General features: G+C 74.5%; 20 protein-coding genes and 2 pseudogenes. 12 read left to right on the top strand and 10 right to left on the bottom strand.

The genetic code is table 11. From position 1 onward, the window contains the following. The 5 genes and pseudogenes from ACIP67_RS39665 to ACIP67_RS39645 form a co-directional block, all read left to right on the top strand. Positions 1-216 (top strand): zinc ribbon domain-containing protein (locus tag ACIP67_RS39665; RefSeq protein WP_401698676.1); only part of this gene is annotated, 216 nt, incomplete at its 5' end. A 95-nt stretch (positions 217-311) separates the two neighbouring features. Continuing rightward, a pseudogene (locus ACIP67_RS39660) lies at positions 312-815 on the top strand (sigma-70 family RNA polymerase sigma factor); the annotation flags it as partial. A 166-nt stretch (positions 816-981) separates the two neighbouring features. Next, positions 982-2,028 carry a hypothetical protein gene (locus tag ACIP67_RS39655; RefSeq protein ID WP_401698673.1) on the top strand — a complete coding sequence of 349 codons (1,047 nt, stop codon included), beginning with the start codon at positions 982-984 and terminating at the stop codon, positions 2,026-2,028. A 230-nt stretch (positions 2,029-2,258) separates the two neighbouring features. Next, positions 2,259-3,506: an aminotransferase class I/II-fold pyridoxal phosphate-dependent enzyme gene (locus ACIP67_RS39650; RefSeq protein ID WP_401698670.1), complete on the top strand. Its 1,248-nt coding sequence runs from the start codon at positions 2,259-2,261 to the stop codon at positions 3,504-3,506. Next, complete coding sequence (locus ACIP67_RS39645) at positions 3,503-4,642, top strand: MBL fold metallo-hydrolase (RefSeq protein ID WP_401698667.1); 1,140 nt, start codon at positions 3,503-3,505, stop codon at positions 4,640-4,642. The genes ACIP67_RS39650 and ACIP67_RS39645 overlap by 4 nt, the downstream gene beginning before the upstream one ends. Positions 4,643-5,093: 451 nt before the next feature. Here ACIP67_RS39645 and ACIP67_RS39640 read toward each other — a convergent pair whose 3' ends face one another. Further along, on the bottom strand, positions 5,094-5,738 hold the full coding sequence (locus ACIP67_RS39640; RefSeq protein ID WP_401698664.1) for a DedA family protein: 645 nt from the start codon (positions 5,736-5,738) through the stop codon (positions 5,094-5,096). Next, positions 5,735-6,508 (bottom strand): MBL fold metallo-hydrolase, encoded by a 774-nt coding sequence (locus ACIP67_RS39635; protein WP_401698661.1) that lies wholly within the window; start codon positions 6,506-6,508, stop codon positions 5,735-5,737. Before ACIP67_RS39635 ends, ACIP67_RS39640 begins: the two co-directional genes overlap by 4 nt. An 84-nt stretch (positions 6,509-6,592) precedes the next feature. Here ACIP67_RS39635 and ACIP67_RS39630 point away from each other — a divergent pair, with 84 nt between their 5' ends. From ACIP67_RS39630 to dnaK, 4 genes are all read left to right on the top strand, one after another. Next, entirely contained in the window at positions 6,593-6,994 is a 402-nt protein-coding gene (locus ACIP67_RS39630) for a hypothetical protein (RefSeq protein WP_401698659.1), read from the top strand. 206 nt (positions 6,995-7,200) lie between these two features. Next, a complete protein-coding gene (locus tag ACIP67_RS39625; protein WP_401698657.1) occupies positions 7,201-9,288 on the top strand; it encodes a phage holin family protein in 2,088 nt (695 codons plus the stop codon). Between the two features lie 214 nt (positions 9,289-9,502). Continuing rightward, positions 9,503-9,931 (top strand): OsmC family protein, encoded by a 429-nt coding sequence (locus tag ACIP67_RS39620; RefSeq protein WP_389514620.1) that lies wholly within the window; start codon positions 9,503-9,505, stop codon positions 9,929-9,931. Positions 9,932-10,087: 156 nt separating this feature from the next. After that, entirely contained in the window at positions 10,088-11,980 is a 1,893-nt protein-coding gene (dnaK, locus tag ACIP67_RS39615; protein ID WP_401698654.1) for a molecular chaperone DnaK, read from the top strand. Here the strand turns inward: dnaK and ACIP67_RS39610 are convergent. From ACIP67_RS39610 to ACIP67_RS39580, 7 genes and pseudogenes are all read right to left on the bottom strand, one after another. After that, positions 11,977-12,114: a respiratory nitrate reductase subunit gamma gene (locus ACIP67_RS39610; protein ID WP_401698651.1), complete on the bottom strand. Its 138-nt coding sequence runs from the start codon at positions 12,112-12,114 to the stop codon at positions 11,977-11,979. The two genes, dnaK and ACIP67_RS39610, sit on opposite strands and share 4 nt — an antisense overlap. Then, on the bottom strand, positions 12,111-12,605 hold the full coding sequence (gene narJ, locus ACIP67_RS39605; RefSeq protein WP_401698648.1) for a nitrate reductase molybdenum cofactor assembly chaperone: 495 nt from the start codon (positions 12,603-12,605) through the stop codon (positions 12,111-12,113). The genes ACIP67_RS39610 and narJ overlap by 4 nt, the downstream gene beginning before the upstream one ends. Continuing rightward, a complete protein-coding gene (locus tag ACIP67_RS39600) occupies positions 12,605-12,799 on the bottom strand; it encodes a hypothetical protein (RefSeq protein WP_401698645.1) in 195 nt (64 codons plus the stop codon). Before ACIP67_RS39600 ends, narJ begins: the two co-directional genes overlap by 1 nt. Next, a pseudogene (locus tag ACIP67_RS39595) lies at positions 12,745-12,945 on the bottom strand (hypothetical protein); the annotation flags it as partial. The pseudogene ACIP67_RS39595 and the gene ACIP67_RS39600, both read right to left, overlap by 55 nt. Positions 12,946-13,115: 170 nt before the next feature. Beyond that, positions 13,116-13,934 carry an SAM-dependent methyltransferase gene (locus tag ACIP67_RS39590; RefSeq protein WP_401698642.1) on the bottom strand — a complete coding sequence of 273 codons (819 nt, stop codon included), beginning with the start codon at positions 13,932-13,934 and terminating at the stop codon, positions 13,116-13,118. Between the two features lie 44 nt (positions 13,935-13,978). Beyond that, positions 13,979-14,842 (bottom strand): helix-turn-helix domain-containing protein, encoded by an 864-nt coding sequence (locus ACIP67_RS39585; protein WP_401698640.1) that lies wholly within the window; start codon positions 14,840-14,842, stop codon positions 13,979-13,981. Between the two features lie 111 nt (positions 14,843-14,953). After that, positions 14,954-15,817 carry a helix-turn-helix domain-containing protein gene (locus ACIP67_RS39580; RefSeq protein WP_401698638.1) on the bottom strand — a complete coding sequence of 288 codons (864 nt, stop codon included), beginning with the start codon at positions 15,815-15,817 and terminating at the stop codon, positions 14,954-14,956. Between the two features lie 177 nt (positions 15,818-15,994). Between ACIP67_RS39580 and ACIP67_RS39575 the strand changes: the two genes are divergently transcribed. The 3 genes from ACIP67_RS39575 to ACIP67_RS39565 all read left to right on the top strand — a co-directional run bounded on the left by ACIP67_RS39575 (position 15,995) and on the right by ACIP67_RS39565 (position 19,161). Next, positions 15,995-16,300: a 4a-hydroxytetrahydrobiopterin dehydratase gene (locus tag ACIP67_RS39575; RefSeq protein WP_401698635.1), complete on the top strand. Its 306-nt coding sequence runs from the start codon at positions 15,995-15,997 to the stop codon at positions 16,298-16,300. 42 nt (positions 16,301-16,342) lie between these two features. Beyond that, a complete protein-coding gene (locus ACIP67_RS39570; protein WP_401698633.1) occupies positions 16,343-17,104 on the top strand; it encodes a methyltransferase domain-containing protein in 762 nt (253 codons plus the stop codon). Positions 17,105-17,259: 155 nt separating this feature from the next. After that, positions 17,260-19,161 carry a rhamnogalacturonan lyase gene (locus ACIP67_RS39565; RefSeq protein WP_401698630.1) on the top strand — a complete coding sequence of 634 codons (1,902 nt, stop codon included), beginning with the start codon at positions 17,260-17,262 and terminating at the stop codon, positions 19,159-19,161. A gap of 65 nt (positions 19,162-19,226) precedes the next feature. Here ACIP67_RS39565 and ACIP67_RS39560 read toward each other — a convergent pair whose 3' ends face one another. Continuing rightward, entirely contained in the window at positions 19,227-21,896 is a 2,670-nt protein-coding gene (locus ACIP67_RS39560) for a cellulose binding domain-containing protein (RefSeq protein WP_401698628.1), read from the bottom strand. Between the last annotated feature and the right edge of the window lie 153 nt (positions 21,897-22,049).

The raw sequence follows: 22,049 nt of genomic DNA, 5'->3' as shown, positions 1-22,049 counted from the left end.
ACCGTGGACGGACCCAAACCCCTGGACGTGCGGGAATGGACCTGTACCGCCTGCGGCACCGTCCATGACCGGGACACCAACGCCGCGATCAACGTGAAAACGGCCGCCGGACTGGCGGTATCGGCCTGCGGAGCGTCGGTAAGACCGGGAGCGATCCCGGCACAGCGCGAAGAAACAGGAAGCCACGGATTCCCGACCGAACCCCGTGCCGCGTAGCGGCACGGCAACGGAACGGAAGGCCGGAATCCTCGGGCTTCAGCCCGAGGAGCAAGTCAAGCCGTCCCCACCGTCAGCGCGCGCGCTCAGCGCGCAGCGGGGAGATCAAGCGCCACTTCCGGGACCACCTGTGGACGCTGCACGTCCCGCGCCGCGTCCAGGACCTTCGCAACCGGGTCCGGATCGCCTGCCAGGACCTGTCCCAGACCGTCTCCGGACGCCGCCCCACCGACGCCGAGATCGCCGAGTGCGCGCAGCTGAGCGAGGAGGAGGTGCGGGAGGGGCTGGAGGCGCTGGAGAGCTTCACCGCGCTGTCCCTGGACGCCGAGGTGCCCGGCGGCGACGCCGGCCGCTCCCTGGGCGACGCGCTGGGGGAGCCCGACCCCGCCCTCGACACGGTGGTCGACCGCGAAGCCGTGAAACCGCGCCTCGCCGCGCTGTCGGAGCGCGAGCGGACCATCCTCTACCTGCGGTTCTTCGGGGACATGACGCAGAGCCGGATCGCCGAGCAGCTCGGCATCTCGCAGATGCACGTGTCCCGGCTGATCAACCGCTGCTGCGCCCGGCTGCGGGAGCAGGTCCTGGAAGACGCGGCGTAGACACGGACCCGGGGTCCTCCACGGTTGCGCACGCGATCTCACCCGGTCGGCGGGCTCTTCTCCCGCCAATGGCGGTCGGCCGCGCGCGGCCGAGGGCGGTGCGGGCTGTCATGGCCGTGGGGCATGGACGTCGTGTCCCGCAGCCGCAGGCCGAAGGAGCCGCCCCATGCGCCGCACCGCCCGTGTCCTGTCCGTCGCCGTCCTCGCCGGTGCCGTGCTGGCCGGTGCCGCCCCGGCCGGGTCCGCGGATCCGACGGCCGAGACGGGCCCGGCCACGGCCGCCCCGGACGGCAGCGTCACCGTCTCCGTCACCTGCGACCCGCTCGGCGCTCCCGCCCCCGCCACCCTGGTGGCCACCTCGGACGCTTTCGCCGAAGGCACCGTCCGGCTGAGCCTCATACCCGGCGGCGACGAGCTGACCGGCCCCGTCTACCGCGGCACCGCCCGGATCGCCCCCGCCGACGCGCTCGACGCGCCGGAGCAGACGGCCTCCGCCGACGCCGCCCGGACCGTCGACGGCACCTGCCCGGCACCCCCCGGCGGGCAGGGCGCGCCGTGGAGCGCCACCCTCCACGTCACCCGGGCCGAGAGCGGCGACACACCGGCCTGCGCCCCGTCCCAGGGCGTCGACTGCGGCAGTGGCGCCAAGGGGGCGTGCGCCCCGTCCCAGGGCGGCGATTGCGACAGTGGTGGCGAGCCTGCGTGCGCCCCCGCCCAGGGCGCGGAATGCGACAGCGGCGGCAAAGCGGCGTGTGCGCCGTCCCAGGGCGTCGACTGCGACAGTGGCGGCGAGCCGGGGTGCGCCCCCGCTCGCGACGCGGAATGCGACAGTGGCGGCGAGCCTGCGTGCGCCCCGTCCCAGGGCGGCGATTGCGACAGCGGTGGCGAGCCGGCGTGTGCCTCCGCGCGCGGCGCGGAGTGCGACGGTGGCACGGCGTGCGCGGGGCAGGAGCACGGGACTTCCTGCGCACCGGACGAACCCTGCCCGAAGGGCCACGACGAGGGCTGTGCCGCCGCCGAACCCTCCTGCCCGCGCGGCCACGACGATCCCTCCTGCGGGCCCCCTTCCGTCCAGCACGGCGTCCGGGCCGGGGCCGGCGGCGCGTTCGGCGTCTCCGTGCCCGCCCTGGCCGCCGGAGGGCTGCTGATCGCCGGCGCGCTCGGCGCCGCCGGGCACCGGCTGTGCCGCCGCGGCCCGCGGGAGGACGCCTGACACCGCGCGCGGGCCGCCCCCCGCCGCGCTGTGACCGGCGCGACCCCGGCCGACGGCCATGGGGGGACGCCCCGCGGGGTACTCAGAGCCCGAGAGCACACCCGGCCCCGTACGGGACCTCACGCACCACCCGGTACGCGGGCCGGCGGACGGTTCCCGCGCCGGGGGGCGGGACACCCACCGGCCGGCGACAGCACAGGGCACCAGGGACGGACTGCGCGGAGGACCTCATGCGGTGGACGGAACCGGGAGGGCACGGGCCCGTCCGCTACGGCCCGCAGCTCCCCCCGGACGGACTGCCCGTACCGCCCGGCCTCGCCGAGGTGCTCGCCGCCTCCGCCACCCGCGCCGAAAGCGAACCCGTCGGCGGCGGGACCGCCCTGCGCGAGGCCGCCTGCGGCTACTGGGAGCGGCGCGGCACGCCCACCGGCCCCCGGCGGGTCGTGGCCGGCCCCGGCGCCCCCGCGCTGCTGCTCGCGCTGACCGCCGCCGTCGGCGGTGACGTCCTCGTGCCGAGGCCCTGCGCGGCCTGGTGGGTACCAGACGCCCGCCTGCTGGGAAGACCCGTCTTCCATGTGGCCACGCCCGCTGAGTGCGGAGGCGTTCCGGACCCGTTCGCCCTGCTGGAGACCGTGCGCCGGGTCCGGGAGGAGGGCGGTGACCCGCGGCTGCTGGTGCTGTCCGTCGCCGACGACCCCACCGCCACCGTCGCCCCGCCCGAGGTGCTGCACGAGGCCGTGGAGGCCGCCGCCGAGGAGGGCCTGCACCTCGTCAGCGACGAGACCTGGCGCGACACCCTGCACGCCCCGCACGACACCGTGCTGGTCAGCCCCGCCGAGATGCTGCCCGAGCGGGTCACCGTCGTCAGCGACCTCGCCGGCGCCCTGCTGCCCTCGGGCTGGCCGGCCGCCGTCGCCCGCTTCCCCGGCACGGCCGACGGGAACGCCCTCCACGCGCGCGTGCTCGACGTCCTCACCGCCCTCGACGCCCGCGTCGCCGCGCCGGTCGCCGCGGCCGCCGCCCACGCCCTGACCGAGCCGGCATCCCTCACCGCGCGCGTGCGGGACGCCGTACGCCTGCACGCGCGCGTGGCCGCCGCCGCCCACGCCGCCGTGGAGGCGGCGGGCGCCCTCGCCCGGCCGCCGCGGGCCGGCCGCCACCTGTACGTCGACCTCGCCCCCCTGCGCCCGGCGCTGTCCGCGCGGGGCGTCGGTGACGCGCAGGACCTGGAGGACCTCCTCACCGCCCGGCTCGGCATGCCCGCGCCGGGCGGTCACCGCTTCGGGGACGACCTCGGGGCGCTGCGCGTCCGGCTGTCCACCGGCGACCTGCTGGGCGGCACGGACGCGGAGCGCGCGCGCTGCCTCACGTCGCCCACCCCGTGGGAACTACCCCACGTGCAACGCGCGTTGACCGTCCTGAGGTCGGTCTTCGACGATCTCCGTGACGAAGCTCAGCGATGGGAGCCTCCTCGATGACGCAGCAGTCCGAGTCGACCACCACCACCCCGGGCGCCACGGCCACGGGTCCGACCGCCACCGCCAGCACCAGCGTGGTGACCGCGCCCGTACGGCAAGCCGGCAGCCCGGCCCCGGCACCGGCGAGGCCCGGGCCCCCGGGGACCGTCCCGCCGGCGTCCCCCGTCCCGCCGCTCGCCGAGCCGCGCCCGCTGGGGGAGCCGCGGATGTGGCCGCGCACCTTCCACGACCGGTTGACCGCACCGCTGCCCGGCCTCAAGTCCCTCGCCCGGTTCGCCCGCGAGGGCGCCGTACGCCCCGGGAAGGAGGGGCTCGCCGACATCTCCAGGGTGCCGGTCGCGCCCGGCCCGCTGCCCCGCGTGGGCGCCCGTACCGTCGCCGTCACCTGGGCCGGACACGCCAGTTGGGTGGTCCGCGTCGGCGGTCTGACCGTCCTGACCGACCCGGTCTGGTCCCGCCGCATCCTCGGCACCCCGGCCCGCATCACGCCCGTCGGCGTCCCCTGGGAGGCGCTGCCGCCCGTCGACGCGGTCGTCATCAGCCACAACCACTACGACCATCTGGACGCGCCCACCCTGCGCCGGCTCCCGCGCGACACGCCCCTGTTCGTGCCGGCCGGGCTCGGCCGCTGGTGCCGGCGGCGGCGCTTCACCCGCGTCACCGAGCTCGACTGGTGGGAGGCGGCCGAACTGTCCGGCGTCCGCTTCGACTTCGTCCCCGCCCACCACTGGTCCAAGCGCACCCTCACCGACACCTGCCGCTCACTGTGGGGCGGTTGGGTGCTGACCGCCCCCGACGGGCAGCGCGTGTACTTCGCGGGCGACACCGGGTACGGCCACTGGTTCTCCCGTATCGGCCGGCGTTATCCCGGCATCGACCTCGCCCTGCTGCCGATCGGCGCCTACGACCCCCGCTGGTGGCTCGGCGACGTCCACTGCGACCCGGAGGAGGCGGTGCGGGCGGCGCGGGACCTGGGGGCGCGCCGGATGGCCCCCATGCACTGGGGGACGTTCGTGCTCTCCGCCGAGCCGGTCCTCGAACCCCTCACCCGGGTGCGGGCCGCCTGGGAGGCGGCGGGACGGGCCCGCGAGGACCTGTGGGACCTGCCGGTGGGAGGCTCCCGGATCCTGGACTAGGCCATCCCCCTCCGGGCCCGCCGTCCGCCGTCCTGCCGTGCCGGGTCCCCGTCCGGGCCCGCCGCCCGCCGTCCTGCCGTGCCGGGTCCCCGTCCGGGCCCGCCGTCCGCCGTCCTGCCGTGCCGGGTCCCCGTCCGGGCCCGCCGCCCGCCGTCCTGCCGTGCTGGGTCCCCGTCCGGGCCCGCCGCCTGCCGTCCTGCCGTGCCGGGTCCCCGTCCGGGCCTGCCGTCCTGCCGTGCTGGGTCCCCGTCCGGGCCCGCCGCCTGCCGTCCTGCCGTGCTGGGTCCCCGTCCGGGCCCGCCGCCCGCCGTCCTGCCGTGCCGGGTCCCCGTCCGGGCCCGCCGTTCCGCGGTGCTCGGCTGTCGTCCGGCCCGACCGTTCCACCGTGCTCGGCCCCCCGATGTGTCCGCCGTCCCGCCCCGCCGGGTGCGGGCGCGCGCCCGCACCCGCCTCAGGCCGCCTTCGTCCTCCGGACCCGGCGCCACACGCTCGGGGCCGCGCTGATCAGCACGGTCAGCGCGACCGCGGCGACCACGCCCTCCCACGGCTCGGGGAACAGCGAACCGCCCAGGATGCCGATCAGCTGGTACGTCACCGTCCAGGCCAGACAGGCCGGCAGGTTGCCCCGCGCGAAGCGGCGCAGCGGCCACTCGGCCAGCAGGCAGGCCAGCATCACCGGTATCCGGCCCGCCGGCACCAGCCGGGACAGCACCAGCACCGCCGTGCCGTGGTCGGTGAGTCTGGCCTGCGCCTGTCCGAGCCGCTCCTCCGGCGCCCGCGACCGGATCGCCTCCAGCCAGCGCGAGCCGTTCTTCGACTTCAGCCCGCGCCGCCCGAGCCAGTACAGCGCCACGTCCCCCAGGAAGGCCGCCAGCGACGCCGTCAGGAACAGCAGCGCCAGCGAGAACGGCGCCGTCCGGTGGAAGGCGACCACGGCCGCCGTGCTCACCAGCGCCCCGGTCGGCACCACCGGCACCAGCGCGCCGATCAGCACCAGCAGGAACAGCGACGGATAGCCCAGCGCCTGCTGCGTGGACTCCGTCGGTATGACGGTGACGACCGACGCCGAGGCCGACAGCGAAAGCGACGGCGTCACGACGCGGCCTCCAGGCGCACGCTCTCCCCGTGCCCGAGCCGGTGCACGGCCACCTCCGGGGCCCGCTCCGCCGCCCGGCGCACGAACTCGTCACCCGGCGCATGGAATTCATGGGGGCGCACGGCGTCCAGCCCGATGGGCCAGTACGTGCCGTAGTGCACCGGCACCGCGCTCCGCGGCGCCAGCCGGGCCAGCGCCTCGGCCGCGCGCCCGGCGTCCAGGTGCCCCTCCCCGAGGTACGGCCCCCATCCGCCGACCGGCAGCAGCGCCACGTCGACCGGGCCGACCTCCTCGGCCATGTCCTCGAACAGGCCCGTGTCGCCCGCGAAGTACGTGCGTGCCGCGCCCTCGACGACGTACCCGAGGGCGGGGCAGCGGTGCGGCCCCACCGGCAGCCGCCGTCCGTCGTGCAGCGCCGGCACGGCCCGTATCCGCACGTCACCGACGGACGTCTCCTCGCCCGGCGCCATCTCGCTCAGCCGCAGGTGCGTCAGGCGCCGCAGACCGGGCACGGCGCGCGGCGCGCCCCGGGGCACCAGCAGGCGCGTGCCCGGCGCGAGGCGCGCCAGCGAGGGCACGTGCAGATGGTCGGAGTGCAGGTGCGACACGAGCGCCACGTCCGCGCGCCGGGCGTCGGGCGGCGGCAGCGCGCCCCGGCGGCGGCGCAGATGCGCCAGCCTGCGGACGAACAGGGGATCGGTGAGCACACGGACGTCCGAATCCTCGACCGTGCAGGTGGCGTGACCCCACCAGGTGACCTCCACCGGCACCTCTTTGCCTCCTTCGCGCGACTCCCCCGAAGCCTACGGGCAGGGGTAGGGTCGGCGGCGAAACCCGGAGGTGAGGGGGACGCCATGGGACCTGTGCGGGTCACGGCGATCGCGAGTCTGACGCCGCTGGAGGAGCTGGACGCCGATCCCTTCCTGGTGGACTCCCGCGGCCAGCACGCGATGTGCGCGCGGTGGGCCGCGGAGCGCGGTTACGCCGTCAGCCGCGAACTGCTCGTGCGGGGCCTGCGGGCCGACCACGACGTGCTGTGGGACGGCGTCCGGCCCGGCGTCGACCTGTTCGTCGCGCCCAGCCGGCGGGTGCTGGAGAGCGCCCTGTCCTCGGTGGAGGAGTTCCTCGCGGAGTGCGCGCGGCGCGGGGTGCGGGTCGAGACGGTGGGCTGCGCGGAACCCGCCTACGACGCGCAGATGAAGGCCCGGGTGCACCGCAGACTGTCGATGCCGACGGCCGGGTACGACGGAGGCTGACCCCCGCCGGTCACGGCCGGGTACGACGGAGGCTGACCCCCGCCGGTCACGGCCGGCTACGACGGAGGCTGACCCCCGCCGGTCACGCCCGGCTACGACGGAGGCCGACCCCCGCGGGTCGCCCCCGCCGAGGACGGCCGGGGCGGTGTGGCAGGGTGGAGACGGCCCCCGCGGGTGACGGGGCCGGATGGCGAGGTGTTCGGGGCGTGGGTGCGGGGCGTTGGCGGCGGGCGGTCGGTCAGGCCGGGCGGAGCGTCGCGGTGTGGGGGGTGTCCACGGTCACGATGCTCGTTCTCGCGGGGATCCTGCCGGACTTCAGGCTCCAGTCGCCCGACGGCGACAGCGCCACGACCATCGCCGTCACCGCCGCCGTCGGCGCGGGCGTGTTCGGTCTGCTGTCGGCCCTGGTGTGGCCCCTCCTGGTCCGCCTGCTGCTGCTCGTGCCGGCCCTCGTCCTCGGTCTGCTGGTGTTCTTCCTCAACGGCTCGCTGCTCCTGCTCGCCCTGCGGCTGAACCCCTCCGGGCAGAGCGAGGCGGCCCCCGAGACCGCCGTCATCGTCGCCGCCGTGATGTCCGCCGTGGCCTCCGCGACCGGGGGCGCCCTCGCCGTCCGCGACGACGACGCCTACCGGCACCGTCTGTACCGCCTCGCCGACCGCCGCCGCCGGGGCGGCCCGGCCTGCCCCGCCACCCCCGGCACCGTCTTCCTCCAGCTCGACGGCGTCGGCCACGACGTCCTCCTCACCGCCGTCGGCAAGGGGCTCATGCCGACGGCCGCCCGCTGGCTCGGCCACAGCCCCCGGCAGGGCCCGCCCGCCCGGCCCACCCACCGCCTCACCCCGTGGCGCACCGACTGGTCCAGCCAGACCGGCGCGAGCCAGCTCGGCATCCTGCACGGCAGCAACCACGACGTGCCCGCCTTCCGCTGGTACGAGAAGGACACCCGGGAGGTGATGGTCTGCAACCGTCCCACCAGCGCCGCCGAACTCCAGCGCCGCGCGGTCGAGCGCACCGGCGACGGCGGACTGCTCTCCGCCGACGGCGCCAGCCGCGGCAACCTCTTCGGCGGCGGCGCGGGCGAACAGGCCCTGGTGCTGTCCATCGCGGCCCGCCGGCGCTCCCGCGCGACCCGCTCCCGCGCCGGCTACTTCGCGTACTTCTCCGACCCCGCCAACGCCGTCCGCACCGCCCTGTCGTTCGTCGCGGACGTCGCCCGCGAGATCGGCCAGTCCACCCGGGCCCGGCTGCGCAAGGAGCGCCCGCGCGTCGCCCGCGGCGGGCTCTACCCCTTCGTCCGCGCCTTCGCCACCGTCGTCGAACGGGACGTGGTGGTCGCCGCCGTCACGGGCGACATGCTCGCCGGCCGCAGCGCCGTCTACGCCGACCTCGTCGCCTACGACGAGGTCGCCCACCACTCCGGCCCGCTCGGCCGCGACGCCGAGCAGGTCCTCACCCGCCTCGACCGGGCACTGGCGCTCGTCGAGAACGTCGCCGAGCACACGCCGCGGCCGTACCGGATCGTCGTCCTGTCCGACCACGGCCAGAGCCCCGGTGAGACCTTCCGCTCCCGCTACGGCCTCACCCTCGCCGACCTGGTGCGGGCCGGCTGCGGGCTGCCCGTGCCGCGCCGGGCGGAGCGCACCCGCAGCGGCGCCGAGGCGCGCGCCGCGGTCCGGGCGGCCCTGCGCCGGCCGGTGGAGGAGGGCGGCGAGCAGCACCGCCCGTCCCGCCGCTCGGAGCCGGTCGTGCTGGCCTCCGGCAACCTCGGCCTGGTCTCCTTCCCCGACGTGCCGCACCGGATGAGCAAGGAGGAGATCGACGCCCGGCACCCCGCCCTGCTCTCCACGCTCGCCAACCACCCCGGCATAGGCTTCCTCCTCGTCCGCAGCGAGGAGCACGGCGGCGTGGTGCTCGGCGCGTACGGGGCGCAGATCCCCGTGGACCGGCTCGACGAGGAACCCGGTCCGCTCGCCGCGTTCGGCCCCGGGGCCGCCGAGGCGGTCCGGCGCACGCACTCCTTCCCGCACGCCGCCGACATCATGGTCAACTCCTTCCACGACCCCGCGGACGGCGAGGTCCTCGCCTTCGAGGAGCAGATCGGCTCCCACGGCGGTCTGGGCGGCGCCCAGGCCAAGCCGTTCCTGCTGTCCCCGCTGTCCCTGTCCGCCCCGGTCACCGACGGCGAGGACCTGACCGGCGCCGAGCACGTCCACCGCGTCCTGCGCCGCTGGCTGCGCGAGTCCGACGGCCCCCAGGTGCCCCTGCGCACGGTCCGCGAGGAGCGCGCCGCCTGAGGGGACTCAGTGGCGTGCCCAGTGGCGGCCGTGATCCGTCGGCCGTGATCCGTCGGCCGTGATCCGGCGGCCGTGACCCGTCGCCGGCCGTGATCCGTCGTCGTCGCGTCCGGTGTCCGTGGCGTGCGGCGGGCCGAGGTGTGATCGGATGGGGCCGGGCACCCGGCGACGGGACCGCCCGGCCTCATCGTCCGTCTGGGAAAGGAAACCCGCCGTGGCCACCACGCGCTCCGCACACACCGTCTGGGAAGGCAGCCTGACCGAGGGCAACGGCGTCATCGCCTTCGACTCCTCCGGGGCCATCGGCGAGCAGCCCGTGACGTGGGCCGCCCGCAGTCAGGAGGCGAACGGGAAGACCAGCCCCGAGGAGCTGATCGCGGCCGCCCACTCCAGCTGCTTCTCGATGGCCTTCTCGCACGCCCTCACCGGCGCGGGCAACCCGCCCACCAAGCTCGTCACCTCGGCCGACGTCACCTTCCAGCCGGGTGAGGGCATCACCGGCATCCACCTGACCGTGGAGGGCACCGTGCCCGGCCTCGACGAGGAGGCGTTCGTCGCCGCCGCCGAGGACGCCAAGGTCAACTGCCCGGTCAGCCAGGCCCTGAAGGCCGTACCGATCACGCTGTCGGCGAAGCTCGCCTGAGCCGGCCCGGCACGGCATCCCCCGGGGGTGCGGGACGTCCGTCACGGATGTCCCGCACCCCCGTCCGGGTTCCCGGCCGCCCCCATTGACAGGAGCCCGCGCACGTTTTGTGCTGGAAGTCCTAGAGCGCGTGGCTCCTGGCGGAAGGGGACGGCGATGGGACGTCCGGTCGGTGTCGATCTCGGCACCACGAACTCGGTGGTGGCCGTCCTGGAGGGCGGCGAGCCCACGGTCATCGCCAACGCGGAGGGCGCCAGGACCACACCGTCGGTCGTGGCCTTCGCCAAGAACGGCGAGGTGCTCGTCGGCGAGGTCGCCAAGCGGCAGGCCGTGACCAACGTCGACCGCACCGCCCGCTCGGTCAAGCGCCACATGGGCGACGCGCACTGGCGCTTCCCGGACCGGGGCGACGTGGACGGCACCCGTTACCGCGCCCAGGAGCTGTCCGCCCGCGTCCTGCAGAAACTGAAGCGGGACGCCGAGTCCTACCTCGGCGAGGACGTCACCGACGCGGTGATCACGGTGCCCGCCTACTTCGACGACGCCCAGCGGCAGGCCACGAAGGAGGCCGGGGAGATCGCCGGCCTGAAGGTCCTGCGGATCATCAACGAGCCCACCGCCGCCGCCCTCGCCTACGGCCTCGACCGCGGCGAGGAACAGACCGTCCTCGTCTTCGACCTCGGCGGCGGCACCTTCGACGTCTCCCTCCTGGAGATCGGCGACGGCGTCATCGAGGTCAAGGCCACCAACGGCGACACCCACCTCGGCGGCGACGACTGGGACCAGCGGATCGTCGAGCACCTGGTGAAGAAGTTCAAGGGACAGTACGGCATCGACCTCGGCACCGACCGGATGGCGCTGCAACGGCTGCGCGAGGGCGCCGAGAAGGCGAAGATCGAGCTGTCCAGCTCCTCCGAGACGACGATCAACCTCCCCTACGTCACCGCCACCGCCGAGGGCCCCCTCCACCTCGACGAGAAGCTGACCCGCGCCCAGTTCCAGGAGCTCACGGCCGATCTGCTGGACCGCTGCCGCAGGCCCTTCCACCAGGCCGTCGAGGACGCGGGCGTCAAGCTGTCCGCGATCGACCACGTCATCCTCGTCGGCGGCTCGACCCGGATGCCCGCCGTGACGGAGCTGGTGCGGGAGCTGACCGGCAAGGACCCGCACAAGGGCGTCAACCCCGACGAGGTGGTGGCGGTCGGCGCCGCCCTCCAGGCGGGCGTCCTGCGCGGCGACGTCAAGGACGTGCTGCTCCTCGACGTCACCCCGCTGTCCCTCGGCATCGAGACCAAGGGCGGCATCATGACCAAGCTCATCGAACGCAACACCACCATCCCCACCCGCCGTTCGGAGATCTTCACCACCGCCGCCGACAACCAGCCCTCGGTCGGCATCCAGGTCTACCAGGGCGAACGCGAGATCGCCGCGTACAACAAGAAGCTCGGCGTCTTCGACCTGACGGGCCTGCCGCCGGCCCCGCGCGGGGTCCCGCAGATCGAGGTGGCCTTCGACATCGACGCCAACGGGATCATGCACGTCTCCGCGAAGGACCTCGCCACCGGCCGGGAGCAGAAGATGACGGTGACCGGGGGTTCGGCGCTCCCGAAGGACGACATCGACCGCATGATGCGGGAGGCCGAGCAGTACGCCGAGGAGGACCGCAAGCGCCGGGAGGCGGCCGAGACCCGCAACCAGGCCGAGCAACTCGTCTATCAGACGGAGAAGTTCCTCCGCGACAACACCGACCGGATCCCCGCCGACACCCGGTCCGAGGTCGAGTCGGCCGCCGCCGACCTGAAGGCCCTGCTGGAGCGGAACGCCGACACGGCGGCCCTGCGCGACGGCGTCGACAAGCTCGCCACGGTCAGCCAGCGCATGGGTCAGGCGATGTACGCCCAGGCCGAGCGGCAGCCGACGGCCGACGGCAGCGGCCAGGGCGGCACCGGGCCCGGCGCCCCGCCGCGGGACGAGGACACCGTCGTGGACGCGGAGATCGTCGACGACGACAAGGACACCGGCCGGGACGCCCGCGGCCCGGCCGCCTAGCCGCGGCCGGAACAGGTACTGCACCGGCGCGCGCTCGTCCAGCCGAACCGGTCGTGGCGGTGCCGCCACACCAGCCCGGCGACCAGGAGCACGAACGCGACGCAGGGCAGGACGCCCCGGAGGAAGAAGGTCATCGGCGGGCTCCGGCGGGTGCGGGCGGCAGGGTGGCGCACACCGCGTCCAGCACGCACGCGTACGGCGTGCCGGCGGCGGTGAGCCGGGAGCGCAGCCCCTCCAGGGCGTCACGGTGTTCGACGAGCGGCCCGGTGTCGCCGGTGCGCGAGGTGAACTCCAGGACCGCGGGGAGGAAGTCGGGCAGTTCCTCACCGGTGAACTCCAGGCCGTGGGCACGGTAGAGGTCCTGGAACCGGACCAGTGACATCCCGCGCCGCCGGGTGCCGCCGGCGCTCCACCGGCTCAGGTACAGGCTGTGCCGGTTCTTGAAGTCGAAGACCTCCACGTAGTGCGCCTGGAGGTCCCGCTGCGGCGTCACGGCCGCGTGGTCGGTGAACCCCCGCAGCTGCGGGGCGGCCTCGCGCAGCAGCGGCAGCCGGGCCCGGAAGTCGTCGTCCGGGTAGGTCAGGCAGAGCGCCGCCGCCTGGTACAGCACCTCGAAACCGGGCATCAGACCTCCCTCTCGTCGTCCGCGGTCCGCCGTCTGCGCGGGATGCGGACGTTCTCCACCGGCACCAGCGGCAGCCTCCTGCGTCCGGAGTCCTGCCCGAACGGCCCGTCGCCGCCCATGCCGGGTCCGCCGTCGTGGTCGAACCGGTGCGGTTCACGCCGTGCGTGGAGTTCACGACCGTGGCGTGGCTCCACCGGTCCCGGTGGAACGCGTCCGCCTCCCGGCCGCCGGCCAGTCCGATGCCGTGCAGGTCGGGGGCGGTCGTGCCGGGCCGGAAGAACCGGCCGAGGCGCAGCGGGGCGGTTCCCGGCTCGGTGGGCGGTGTCCGTGTGTCGGTCACGTGCGCTCCCTTGCTCACCCCGTGTCTCGAACCTAGGGGCGGGCGCGGGAGCGCACCCGTTCACGGCGCCCGTACGGGGCACTCGGCAGGGGCGCGTCGAGGGTACGCGGTACCGGCGCCCGTACGGGTCACCCGGCACCGAAGTACCGGGGTCTCCCCGCACCGGCGGGTCAGGGCTTGCGGGCGACTCCCGCGTACACCGGCACGATGCCCTCGGCCTGGACGGCCACGTCCTCCGGCTCCGGCCGCCAGCCCGAGACCGGGATGACGCCCGGGCCCAGCAGCTCCAGGCCCTCGAAGAAGCGGGAGAACTCCGCCAGCGAGCGCGGGTGGAAGGGGGTGCCGCTCTGCCGGAAGCTGTCCGCCGCCTTCGCGATGGCCTCCGGGTTCAGATCGGGGGTGACCTGCGACAGGATCAGATGACTGCCCGGCGCGAGCGCCGCCACGTAGTTCCGGAGCAGCCCGTACACGTCGTCGCCGGCCGGGTCCTCGTCCAGGTAGTGGGTGAGGGCCACCAGCGACAGGGCGACCGGCCGGCCGAGGTCCAGGGTCTCGGCCGCCCGGCCCAGCAGGGTGTCCAGGTCGCGGACGTCGGCGTGCACGTACTGGGTGGACCCCTCGGGGGTACCGCGCAGCAGCGCCTCCGCGTGCCGCAGCACGATCGGGTCGTTGTCCGCGTACACCACCCTCGACTCCGGGGCCACGCCCTGCGCCACCTGGTGCAGGTTGGGCTCGGTGGGGATGCCGGTCCCGATGTCCAGGAACTGGCGCACCCCGGCCTCGGCGACGGTCCGCACGGCCCGGTGCATGAACCGGCGGTTGGCGCGCGCCCCGCGCACCACCGTGCCGTCCACGGCGAGGATCCGGCGGGCCAGCTCCTCGTCCACGGGGTAGTTGTCCTTGCCGCCCAGCCACCAGTCGTACACGCGCGCCGGATGCGGCCTGTTGGTGTCGACGCGGACGGGTGCTGCGGACTCGGATCCGGTCATGCGGGGTCTTCTCCTGGTGGTGGGGTCGGTGGTGACGGCCGTGCTCACACGCTCCCGCGGAGGTCCCGCAGGAGCGTGACGGTGCGCTGCGTCGACGAGGCGTGCGCCGTCATGTGGTCGAGGACCTCCAGGTGCAGGGAGACCTCCTTGCGCGAGTCGAGGTACAGGGCGCCGGACAGGTACTCGGTGACGACCATGTCCGGCAGCTCGGGCTCGGCGAAGCGGAAGAGCGAGAACGGCGCGGACGTCCCCGGGTGCGGGCCGTCGGCCAGCTCGGCGACCTGCAACGTGATCCGGTCGCGGTCGGCGAACTCCAGCAGCTTGTCGAACTGCTCGTACATCACGGAGGGGTCGACGCTCACCGGGCGGCGCAGCACGGTCTCGTCCATCACCACCCACAGGTGCGGTGGGTTCGGGCCGTCCAGCAGCCGCTGCCGGGCCATGCGCAGGGACACGTGCCGCTCGATCGCCTCCGGGCTCCGCCGCCCGACCGTGCCGGCCTCCAGCACGGCCCGCGCGTACGCCTCGGTCTGCAACAGGCCCGGCACGAAGTGCGGTTCGTACGAGCGGATCATCCGTGCCGCGCCCTCCAGGCTCACGTACAGGCTGAACCACTCCGGGAGCACGTCGTGGAAGCGCTGCCACCAGCCGGGCCGGTTCGCCTCCTCGGCGAGCGCGACGAACGTCGCGGTCTCCTCCTCGGACACCCCGTACGTCTCCAGCAGCACCTGCACGTACGGGATCTTCAACGCGACCTCGGCCGTCTCCATGCGCCGCACGGTCGCCTGAGCCACGCGCAGCGCGCGGGCCGCCTCGTCCCGGCCGATACCGGCCGCCTCGCGCAGCTCCTGAAGCCGTCTGCCGAGTACCACCTGGCCCACTGTGGGCGCGGGCCGTCGTTCACTCACGCCACGTTCTCCCCTACGTGTCGAGGCATGCGGGCCAGTGTGTCATGCCTCGGCGGCTTTTTGCGGTGCTCCGGCACCCGGTGCCGCGCACCCGGCGCGGCTGACGGCGGCTCAGCCGGACAGCGTGCGCAGGTACGCGACCGTCGCCGGGTCGGCCGGGAGGAACGTCTCGATGGCCAGTTCGGCGACGGTCACGTCCATGGGGGTGTTGAACGTGGAGATGGAGGAGACGAACGACAGCGTCCGCCCCCCGTGCTCGATCCGCAGCGGCAGCGCGACGCACGGCACCGGCTCGGCCGGTTCGCACGGGGCGACGGTCTCCGGCACCGGGTAGGCGGCGACCTCCTCGTACAGTTCCCGCAGCGGGGCGGAGCGGTGCAGGGCGATCTGGCGCTCCATCTGGGCCAGCAGGTGCCGCCGCCACTGAGGCAGGTTGCGGATGCGGGGCGCGAGGCCCCGCGGGTGGAGGGTCAGGCGCATCGCGTTCAGCGGCGGCGTGAGCAGGGACTCGGCGACGCCGTCCAGCAGCATGGTGATCCCGCGGTTGGCCGCCTGCACGGTGTACAGGGCGTCCACGACCAGCGCCGGGTACGGCTCGTAGCCCCGGAGCAGGCGCTCCAGGCCCGCGCGCAGTCCGTGCAGCGCCGGGTCGTCCAGCGGGGTCTCGCGGTAGCGCGGGGCGTAGCCCGCCGCCAGCAGCAGCGCGTTGCGCTCGCGCACCGGGACGTCGAGGTGCTCGGCGAGCCGCAGCACCATCTCCTCACTGGGCCGGGAGCGGCCGGTCTCGACGAAGCTGATGTGCCGGGCCGAGGAGTCCGCGCGCAGGGCCAGCTCCAGCTGGCTGAGCCGCCGCCGTTCCCGCCAGGCCCTCAGCAGCGGACCCGCGCCCCGGCCGGACGGGACGACGGGCGAGTCGGCGGAGGAGGCGGCGGGGGAGTCGGCGGGGGAGCCGGTGCCGGTCTCGACGGTCGTCATGCTGTCCGACCGTAGTCGAGGGGTGGTGTCCCGCACGAGGCCTACGGGCCGGGCCCGGCCGGGCGCCGACGGGCAGGCGTGGCCCGCCGGCCGTCCGGGAACGCTCTGACCAGGGCCGCCACGCCCCTCCTGTGGCAGGCTGGACAGGTACGCGACACCGATGAAGGGAGCCGGCGCATGGCCGTGGAACCGCTGTCGCAGAAGGAGATCGAGGACCGGCTGGCCGAGCTGCCCGGCTGGTCCTACGACGCCGGCCGCCTCACCCGCGCCTACCGGCTCGCCTCCCACTTCGCCGCCGCCGCCCTGGTCGTCCACGTGGCGCAGGTCCAGGACGAGCTCGACCACCACTCCGACCTCACCCTCGGCTACCGCACGGTGTCCGTCGCCGTGCACACGCACAGTGCGGGCGGCGCCGTCACCGAGCTCGACTTCGAGCTCGCCCGCCGGGTGGAGGACCTCGCCCCGGGCCACGGGGCCCACTGACCCGCGCGACGGACCGGACGGAGCGGAGACGGGGGAGCGGGCGTGCTGGACTACGAAGAGGAAGCCGGACGCTACGACGCCTCCCGCGGCGGCGAGCCCCGGGCGGCCGCCGCCGCGGAGGCCGTCCTCGGCCTGATCCCGGCCCCGGCCCGCAGTCTGCTCGACGTCGCCTGCGGCACGGGCATCGTCACCCGCAGGCTGGCGGCCGGACGCGACGGCCTGCGGGTGACCGGCGTCGACCTGGCGTCCGAGATGGTCCGCCAGGCCGCCGTACGCCTGCCCGGCGCCGTCGTCCGCTCCGACAGCCGTCGGCTGCCCTTCCGTACCGGCGCGTTCGACGCGGTCAGCAGCGTCTGGCTGCTGCATCTGCCGGAGGGCGACGCGGACGTGCGCCGGATCGTCGGCGAGTGCGCCCGGGTGCTGCGGCCCGGCGGTGTCTGGGTGACCACGGTCGACAAGGCCGCCGCGCACAACGTCGGCAGCGACATCGACGCCGTCCTCGCCTCCCGGCCGCCCCGGGCCGCCCGCGACGAGGCGTCCCGCGTCGAGGCCCACGCCGTCGCGTGCGGCCTGGTCCCGGCCGGGCGGGCCCGCTTCCCCGGCCGGGGGCAGGGCCGCTCGCCCCGCCGTACGGTCGCCGACCTGCGGCGCGGCTGGTTCGTCACACTGCCGCCCGGGGAGCCGCTGGCGGACCGGTTCGCCGAGCGGCTGGCCCGGCTGCCCGACCAGGACCGGCCCCGCCCGGACCCCGTGTTCACCCTCCGGGCGTTCCGGAAACCGGCCGCGCCGCCGGCCGAGGCCTGACCCCGGAGCCCGGCGGTCCCCCACGACCGCCGCCCACCGTGCGGCCCGGCACCGTCACCTCCCGGACGACAACCTGCCGCCCCCCGGCAACCCCGAGCCCCCCGGCGGCAACTGACGGGCGACAACCTGTCCGCCCCCCCCGGGAGGTACCCCCCGTGCAGCACCCGCACCCGCACCCGCCGCCGAGCCCGGTCCCGCACCGCAAACGGCGCCGCGGCGCGGTCCTCGCCGCCGCGGCCGCCGTGACCGCGCTGGTCGCAGCCGGTCTCACCACGCTCTCCACGGACACCGCCGAGGCGGCCACGGCCCGCCAGGTCGAGGCCCTCGACCGCGGCGTCGTGAGCGTGCACACCGACAGCGGCAACCTGGTCAGCTGGCGCTGGCTGGGCACCGACCCGAACGACATCTCCTTCAACGTCTACCGGGCCGGCACGAAGGTCAACTCCACCCCGATCACCGGCTCCACCAACTACTTCCACTCCGGCGCGCCCGCCCAGGCCGACTACACGGTCCGCGCGATCGTGGGCGGCGTGGAACAGGCCGACTCCGTGCACGCGGTGCAACTGCGCGCCGGCTACACGGACGTGCCCATCAGCGCCCCCTCCGGCGGCACCACCCCCGACGGCGTCGCCTACACCTACGAGGCCAACGACGCCTCCGTCGCCGACCTCGACGGCGACGGGGCACTGGACTTCGTCCTGAAGTGGCAGCCGACGAACGCCAAGGACAACTCGCAGTCCGGCTACACCGGCAGTACCGTCATCGACGGCATCAAGCTCGACGGCACCCGCCTGTGGCGCATCGATCTGGGCCGCAACATCCGCTCCGGCGCCCACTACACGCAGTTCCAGGCGTACGACTACGACGGCGACGGCAGGGCAGAGGTGGCCATGAAGACCGCCGACGGCACGCTCGACGGCACCGGCGCGGTCATCGGCAGCTCGTCCGTCGACTACCGCAACTCCAGCGGCTACGTCCTGTCCGGCCCCGAGTACCTGACCATGTTCGACGGCCAGACCGGCAAGGCCCTGGGCACGGTCGACTACGTCCCGGCCCGCGGCACGGTCTCGTCGTGGGGCGACTCCTACGGCAACCGCGTCGACCGCTTCCTCGCGGGCACGGCGTACCTGGACGGCGTCCGCCCGTCGCTGATCATGGCGCGCGGCTACTACACCCGCACGGTGATCGCGGCCTGGGACTGGCGGAACGGCGCCTTCACCCGCCGCTGGACCTTCGACACCACCTCCTCCACCAACACCGGCAAGGGCTACGACGGCCAGGGCTCGCACAGCCTGTCCGTCGGGGACGTCGACAACGACGGCAAGGACGAGATCGTCTACGGCGCGATGGCCGTCGACGACAACGGCAACGGCCTGTGGACCACGAAGACCGGCCACGGTGACGCCCAGCACCTGGGCGACCTGGACCCGTCGACGTCGGGCCTGGAGTACTTCAAGGTCTCGGAGTCGACCTCCCAGCCGGCCGAGCTGTACATCGACCCGGCGACCGGCGCGATCCGCTGGCAGCTGTCGGCGTGCTGCGACAACGGCCGGGGCGTGGCCGGCGACATCTACGCCGGCAACGACGGCGCCGAGGTCTGGTCGGCCTCCGACACGTACATCCGCGACGAGGCCGGCGCCACCAAGGGCCGCGAGCCGTCCTCCGTGAACTTCCTGTCCTGGTGGGACGGCGACACCGTGCGCGAACTCCTCGACGGCACGAACATCGACAAGTACGGCACCTCCTCCGACACCCGCCTGCTGACCGGCTCCGGCGTCCACTCCAACAACAGCACCAAGGCGACGCCGTCGCTGTCCGGCGACATCCTCGGCGACTGGCGCGAGGAGGTCGTCTGGCCGACGACCAACAACACGGCCCTGCGGATCTACTCGACCCCGATCGAGACCAGCACCAAGATCACGACCCTGCTGCACGACACGATGTACCGCACGGGCCTCGCCTGGCAGAACACCGCCTACAACCAGCCCCCGCACCCGAGCTTCTTCCTCGGCAACGGGATGGCCACGGCACCGCGGCCGACGGTCTACACCCCCTGACCGCACAGGGGCGCGTGCCGCATCCGGCACGCGCCCCCTCCGGCCGCTTCAGCTGCCGGCCCGGGTCAGCTCACCGTGCAGCTCTGCTCACCCAGCTTGAACGCCGCCGGTTCCGCGTTCGTCCCCGACCAGCTCCCGGTGAAGCCGAAGCCCACCGACGAGCCGGCCGCCACGTTCGCGTTCCAGCCGACGTTCGTCGCCGTCACCGCCGCACCCGACTGGGTGTGCGCGGCGTTCCAGATCTGCGAGACGGTCTGCCCGTTCGGGAACGTCCAGCCGAGGCTCCAGCCGGACCACGCGCTCGTCCCCGTGTTGGTGAGCTTCACGTCCGCCTGGAAACCGCCCGACCACTGGTTGACGATGCTGTACGTCACGGCGCAGGCGCCCGTCGGCGTCGGATCCGTACCGCCGCCGCCGTCCCCGCCGCCGTCCCCGCCCCCGGTGTCGGAGGTGTCGCCGTAGATGACGCCGCGGCCGTTGGTCGAGACGTAGACACGGCCGTAGACCCTCGGGTCGCCGGTGATCGTCGCGCCGGTCCAGCCCCACTGGTGGGCGTCGTCGTTGATCCTGGTCCAGGTGGCGCCCCGGTCCGTGGAGCGGAAGATGCCGCGCACGCCGGCGATCTTCGCGCTGGTGTAGAGGGTCTGGTAGGACGCCCCGGACGCGGCCTTGCCGAAGCCGATCGTGTCGGCCTCCTGCACGGTCGACAGCTTGGTGAACGTCGCGCCGCCGTCGGTGGAGTGCCACAGCCCGTACGCCCCGTCGCTCGCCCCGCCGGCCAGCCACACGTCGCCCTCCACCCCGGGCAGCGCCTTGAACCGCACGCTGCCACCGCTGGGCAGGCCCGTCGCCGAGGACACGGTGAAGGTCGCGCCGCCGTCCGTGCTGACGTAGAACTTCCCGGACGTGAAGCCGTAGAAGGTCATCGGGTCGACGCGGTCCGACTCCACGATCGCGCCGGCCGGGATGCCGCTCGACGCCGACCACGACGAGCCGAAACCGGTGGTGTACTGGACGCCCGTGCCCGCCGGGCTCCACACGAAGCGGCTGCCGTCCGCGGCCGCGGCCACGGTCCCGCCGCCGCTCACGCCCGAGGGGTCCGTGCCCGCGAACCAGTTGGCGCCGTTGTCCGTCGAGAACGCCACGTGCGGGCCCGAGTCGAGGTTGCCGACCCGCACCACCGTGTTCGGGTTGGACTCGGCATAGTCCAGGCTCGTGGTCGACGTGAAGTTCGGCGAGGTGAACATCATCGACGGGACCGTCGTCAGGTCCGTGTGCCGGAACCCGCCGACGTCACCGAGGGCGCTCAGCAGCGGCGCCCCGGACGGCGGGGAGGCGAGGTCGTTGACCGCGGTCTCCTCCAGCCCCTTCACCATCGGCTTGATCGTGAACTGGGCGCCGCTGTCCCAGTTCGTGAGGTTCTCCGTGCCGTAGACCGTCGCCCCCGTCCCGTACATCATCCGGTTCGAGTCGAACGGGTCGATCTCCAGCGACTCCGTCATCCACCCCAGCTTCGGTGTCTGCTCGGGCGGCGAGGGGTTCGCGCCCCAGGTCAGCCAGGGCGAGGAGGAGACGTCCATCGTGTAGCGGTTGGCGCGGTTGGGGTACGACGTGTAGTCCCAGGCCTTCGTCCAGGTGCCGCCGCTGTCCGTGGAGCGGAAGATCTGGGTGTCCGGCCACCAGGAGCTGTAGGCGGTGGCCATGACGGTCCCGGGGTTCTGCCGGTCGACCGTCAGCCCGCTGAAGCCGTAGTAGGTGTCGGCCTCCGCCACCGGGCTGATGTCCGTCCAGGTGCCGGTCGCCGTCGCGTACCGGAACAGCCGGCCCTTGCCGCCGTCGTAGGGGCCGCCCTTGTCGCTGTAGGCGAGGTAGAGGTAGCCGTTCTCCGCGTCGAGCACGCCCTTGTGCGCCAGGTAGCCGGTGGGCTGACCGGCCAGTCTGCTCCAGGTCGCGCCCCCGTCCGTCGACCGGTACACCGCGTTCTGGAGGTCGGCCACCCCGACGTAGATCGTCTGCGTGGCGGTGCCGGAGCTGCCGGTGGCCTCGTCGAAGGTGACCCAGACGATGCCCTGGTTGTCGGAGGCGTAGCCGCTGGTGTCGCTCGCGTCCTGGACGTAGTTGCCGACGTTGGGGAAGTTCGTCACCTGCGACCAGGTGACGCCCGAGTCGGTCGACCGCCACAGGCCCTTGCCGCTGGGCGCGCCCAGGTAGAGCACGCTGTTGCGGTTCGGGTCCACCGCGAGCCGCTCGCCCATGCCCCGGCCGGGCATGTTGCCGCCCAGCTTGAACGGCAGGTCCGTCTTCTGCCAGCTCGCGCCCCGGTCGGCGGAGCGCAGCACGGCCCCGTTGCCCGGGTCCCAGCTGTTGGTGTACGTGCCCACGGCGGCGTAGACGTTGTCGGGGTCGACGGAGTCGGAGGCCAGGCTCACCACGCCCGTGTGCCCCCAGTCCGCCCAGCCGACCGAGTCCAGCAGCGGCGTCCACGTCTGTGTCGACTCCGCCCAGCGGTAGGCGCCGCCGATGTCGGTGCGCGCGTAGGCGAGGTCCTTCTCGGTGCGGTTGAAGACGATCCCGGGGACGAAGCCGCCGCCGTCGATCCGGGCGTTCTTCCAGGTGTACGACTCTGCCGCCAGGGTGACGTCCGGGCCGGTGTCGGCGGCCAGTGCGGGCGGGGTGCCCGCGAGCAGGCCGGCGGCGAGCGCCAGGACGGCGGTCAGGATGCGGGTTCTTCGCACGGTGGGGTCCTTCCTCGTGAAGCCATGTGGAGCCATGGGGGGGAGGAGGTGCGGGAGGAGGTGCGGGAGGAGGTGCGAGGAGCGGGTGCGCCGAGCAGGTGCGGTGAGGAGCGACGACCGGGCGGCCCCCTGTGCGGTGGGGACCGCCCGGCG

The sequence above is a fragment of the Streptomyces sp. NPDC088812 genome, from assembly GCF_044750285.1.
In the GTDB taxonomy this organism is placed as follows: domain Bacteria; phylum Actinomycetota; class Actinomycetes; order Streptomycetales; family Streptomycetaceae; genus Streptomyces.
This window is presented reverse-complemented; position numbering and strand designations above follow the sequence as displayed.

Bases quoted from the DNA above. Each gene is read 5' to 3' on its own strand.
- ACIP67_RS39575 (WP_401698635.1), top strand. From the start codon at position 15,995: ATGGCCGTGGAACCGCTGTCGCAGAAGGAGATCGAGGACCGGCTGGCC.
- narJ (WP_401698648.1), bottom strand. From the start codon at position 12,605: ATGCCCGGTTTCGAGGTGCTGTACCAGGCGGCGGCGCTCTGCCTGACC.
- ACIP67_RS39590 (WP_401698642.1), bottom strand. From the start codon at position 13,934: ATGACCGGATCCGAGTCCGCAGCACCCGTCCGCGTCGACACCAACAGG.
- ACIP67_RS39650 (WP_401698670.1), top strand. From the start codon at position 2,259: ATGCGGTGGACGGAACCGGGAGGGCACGGGCCCGTCCGCTACGGCCCG.
- ACIP67_RS39630 (WP_401698659.1), top strand. From the start codon at position 6,593: ATGGGACCTGTGCGGGTCACGGCGATCGCGAGTCTGACGCCGCTGGAG.
- ACIP67_RS39580 (WP_401698638.1), bottom strand. From the start codon at position 15,817: ATGACGACCGTCGAGACCGGCACCGGCTCCCCCGCCGACTCCCCCGCC.
- ACIP67_RS39610 (WP_401698651.1), bottom strand. From the start codon at position 12,114: ATGACCTTCTTCCTCCGGGGCGTCCTGCCCTGCGTCGCGTTCGTGCTC.
- ACIP67_RS39655 (WP_401698673.1), top strand. From the start codon at position 982: ATGCGCCGCACCGCCCGTGTCCTGTCCGTCGCCGTCCTCGCCGGTGCC.
- dnaK (WP_401698654.1), top strand. From the start codon at position 10,088: ATGGGACGTCCGGTCGGTGTCGATCTCGGCACCACGAACTCGGTGGTG.
- ACIP67_RS39645 (WP_401698667.1), top strand. From the start codon at position 3,503: ATGACGCAGCAGTCCGAGTCGACCACCACCACCCCGGGCGCCACGGCC.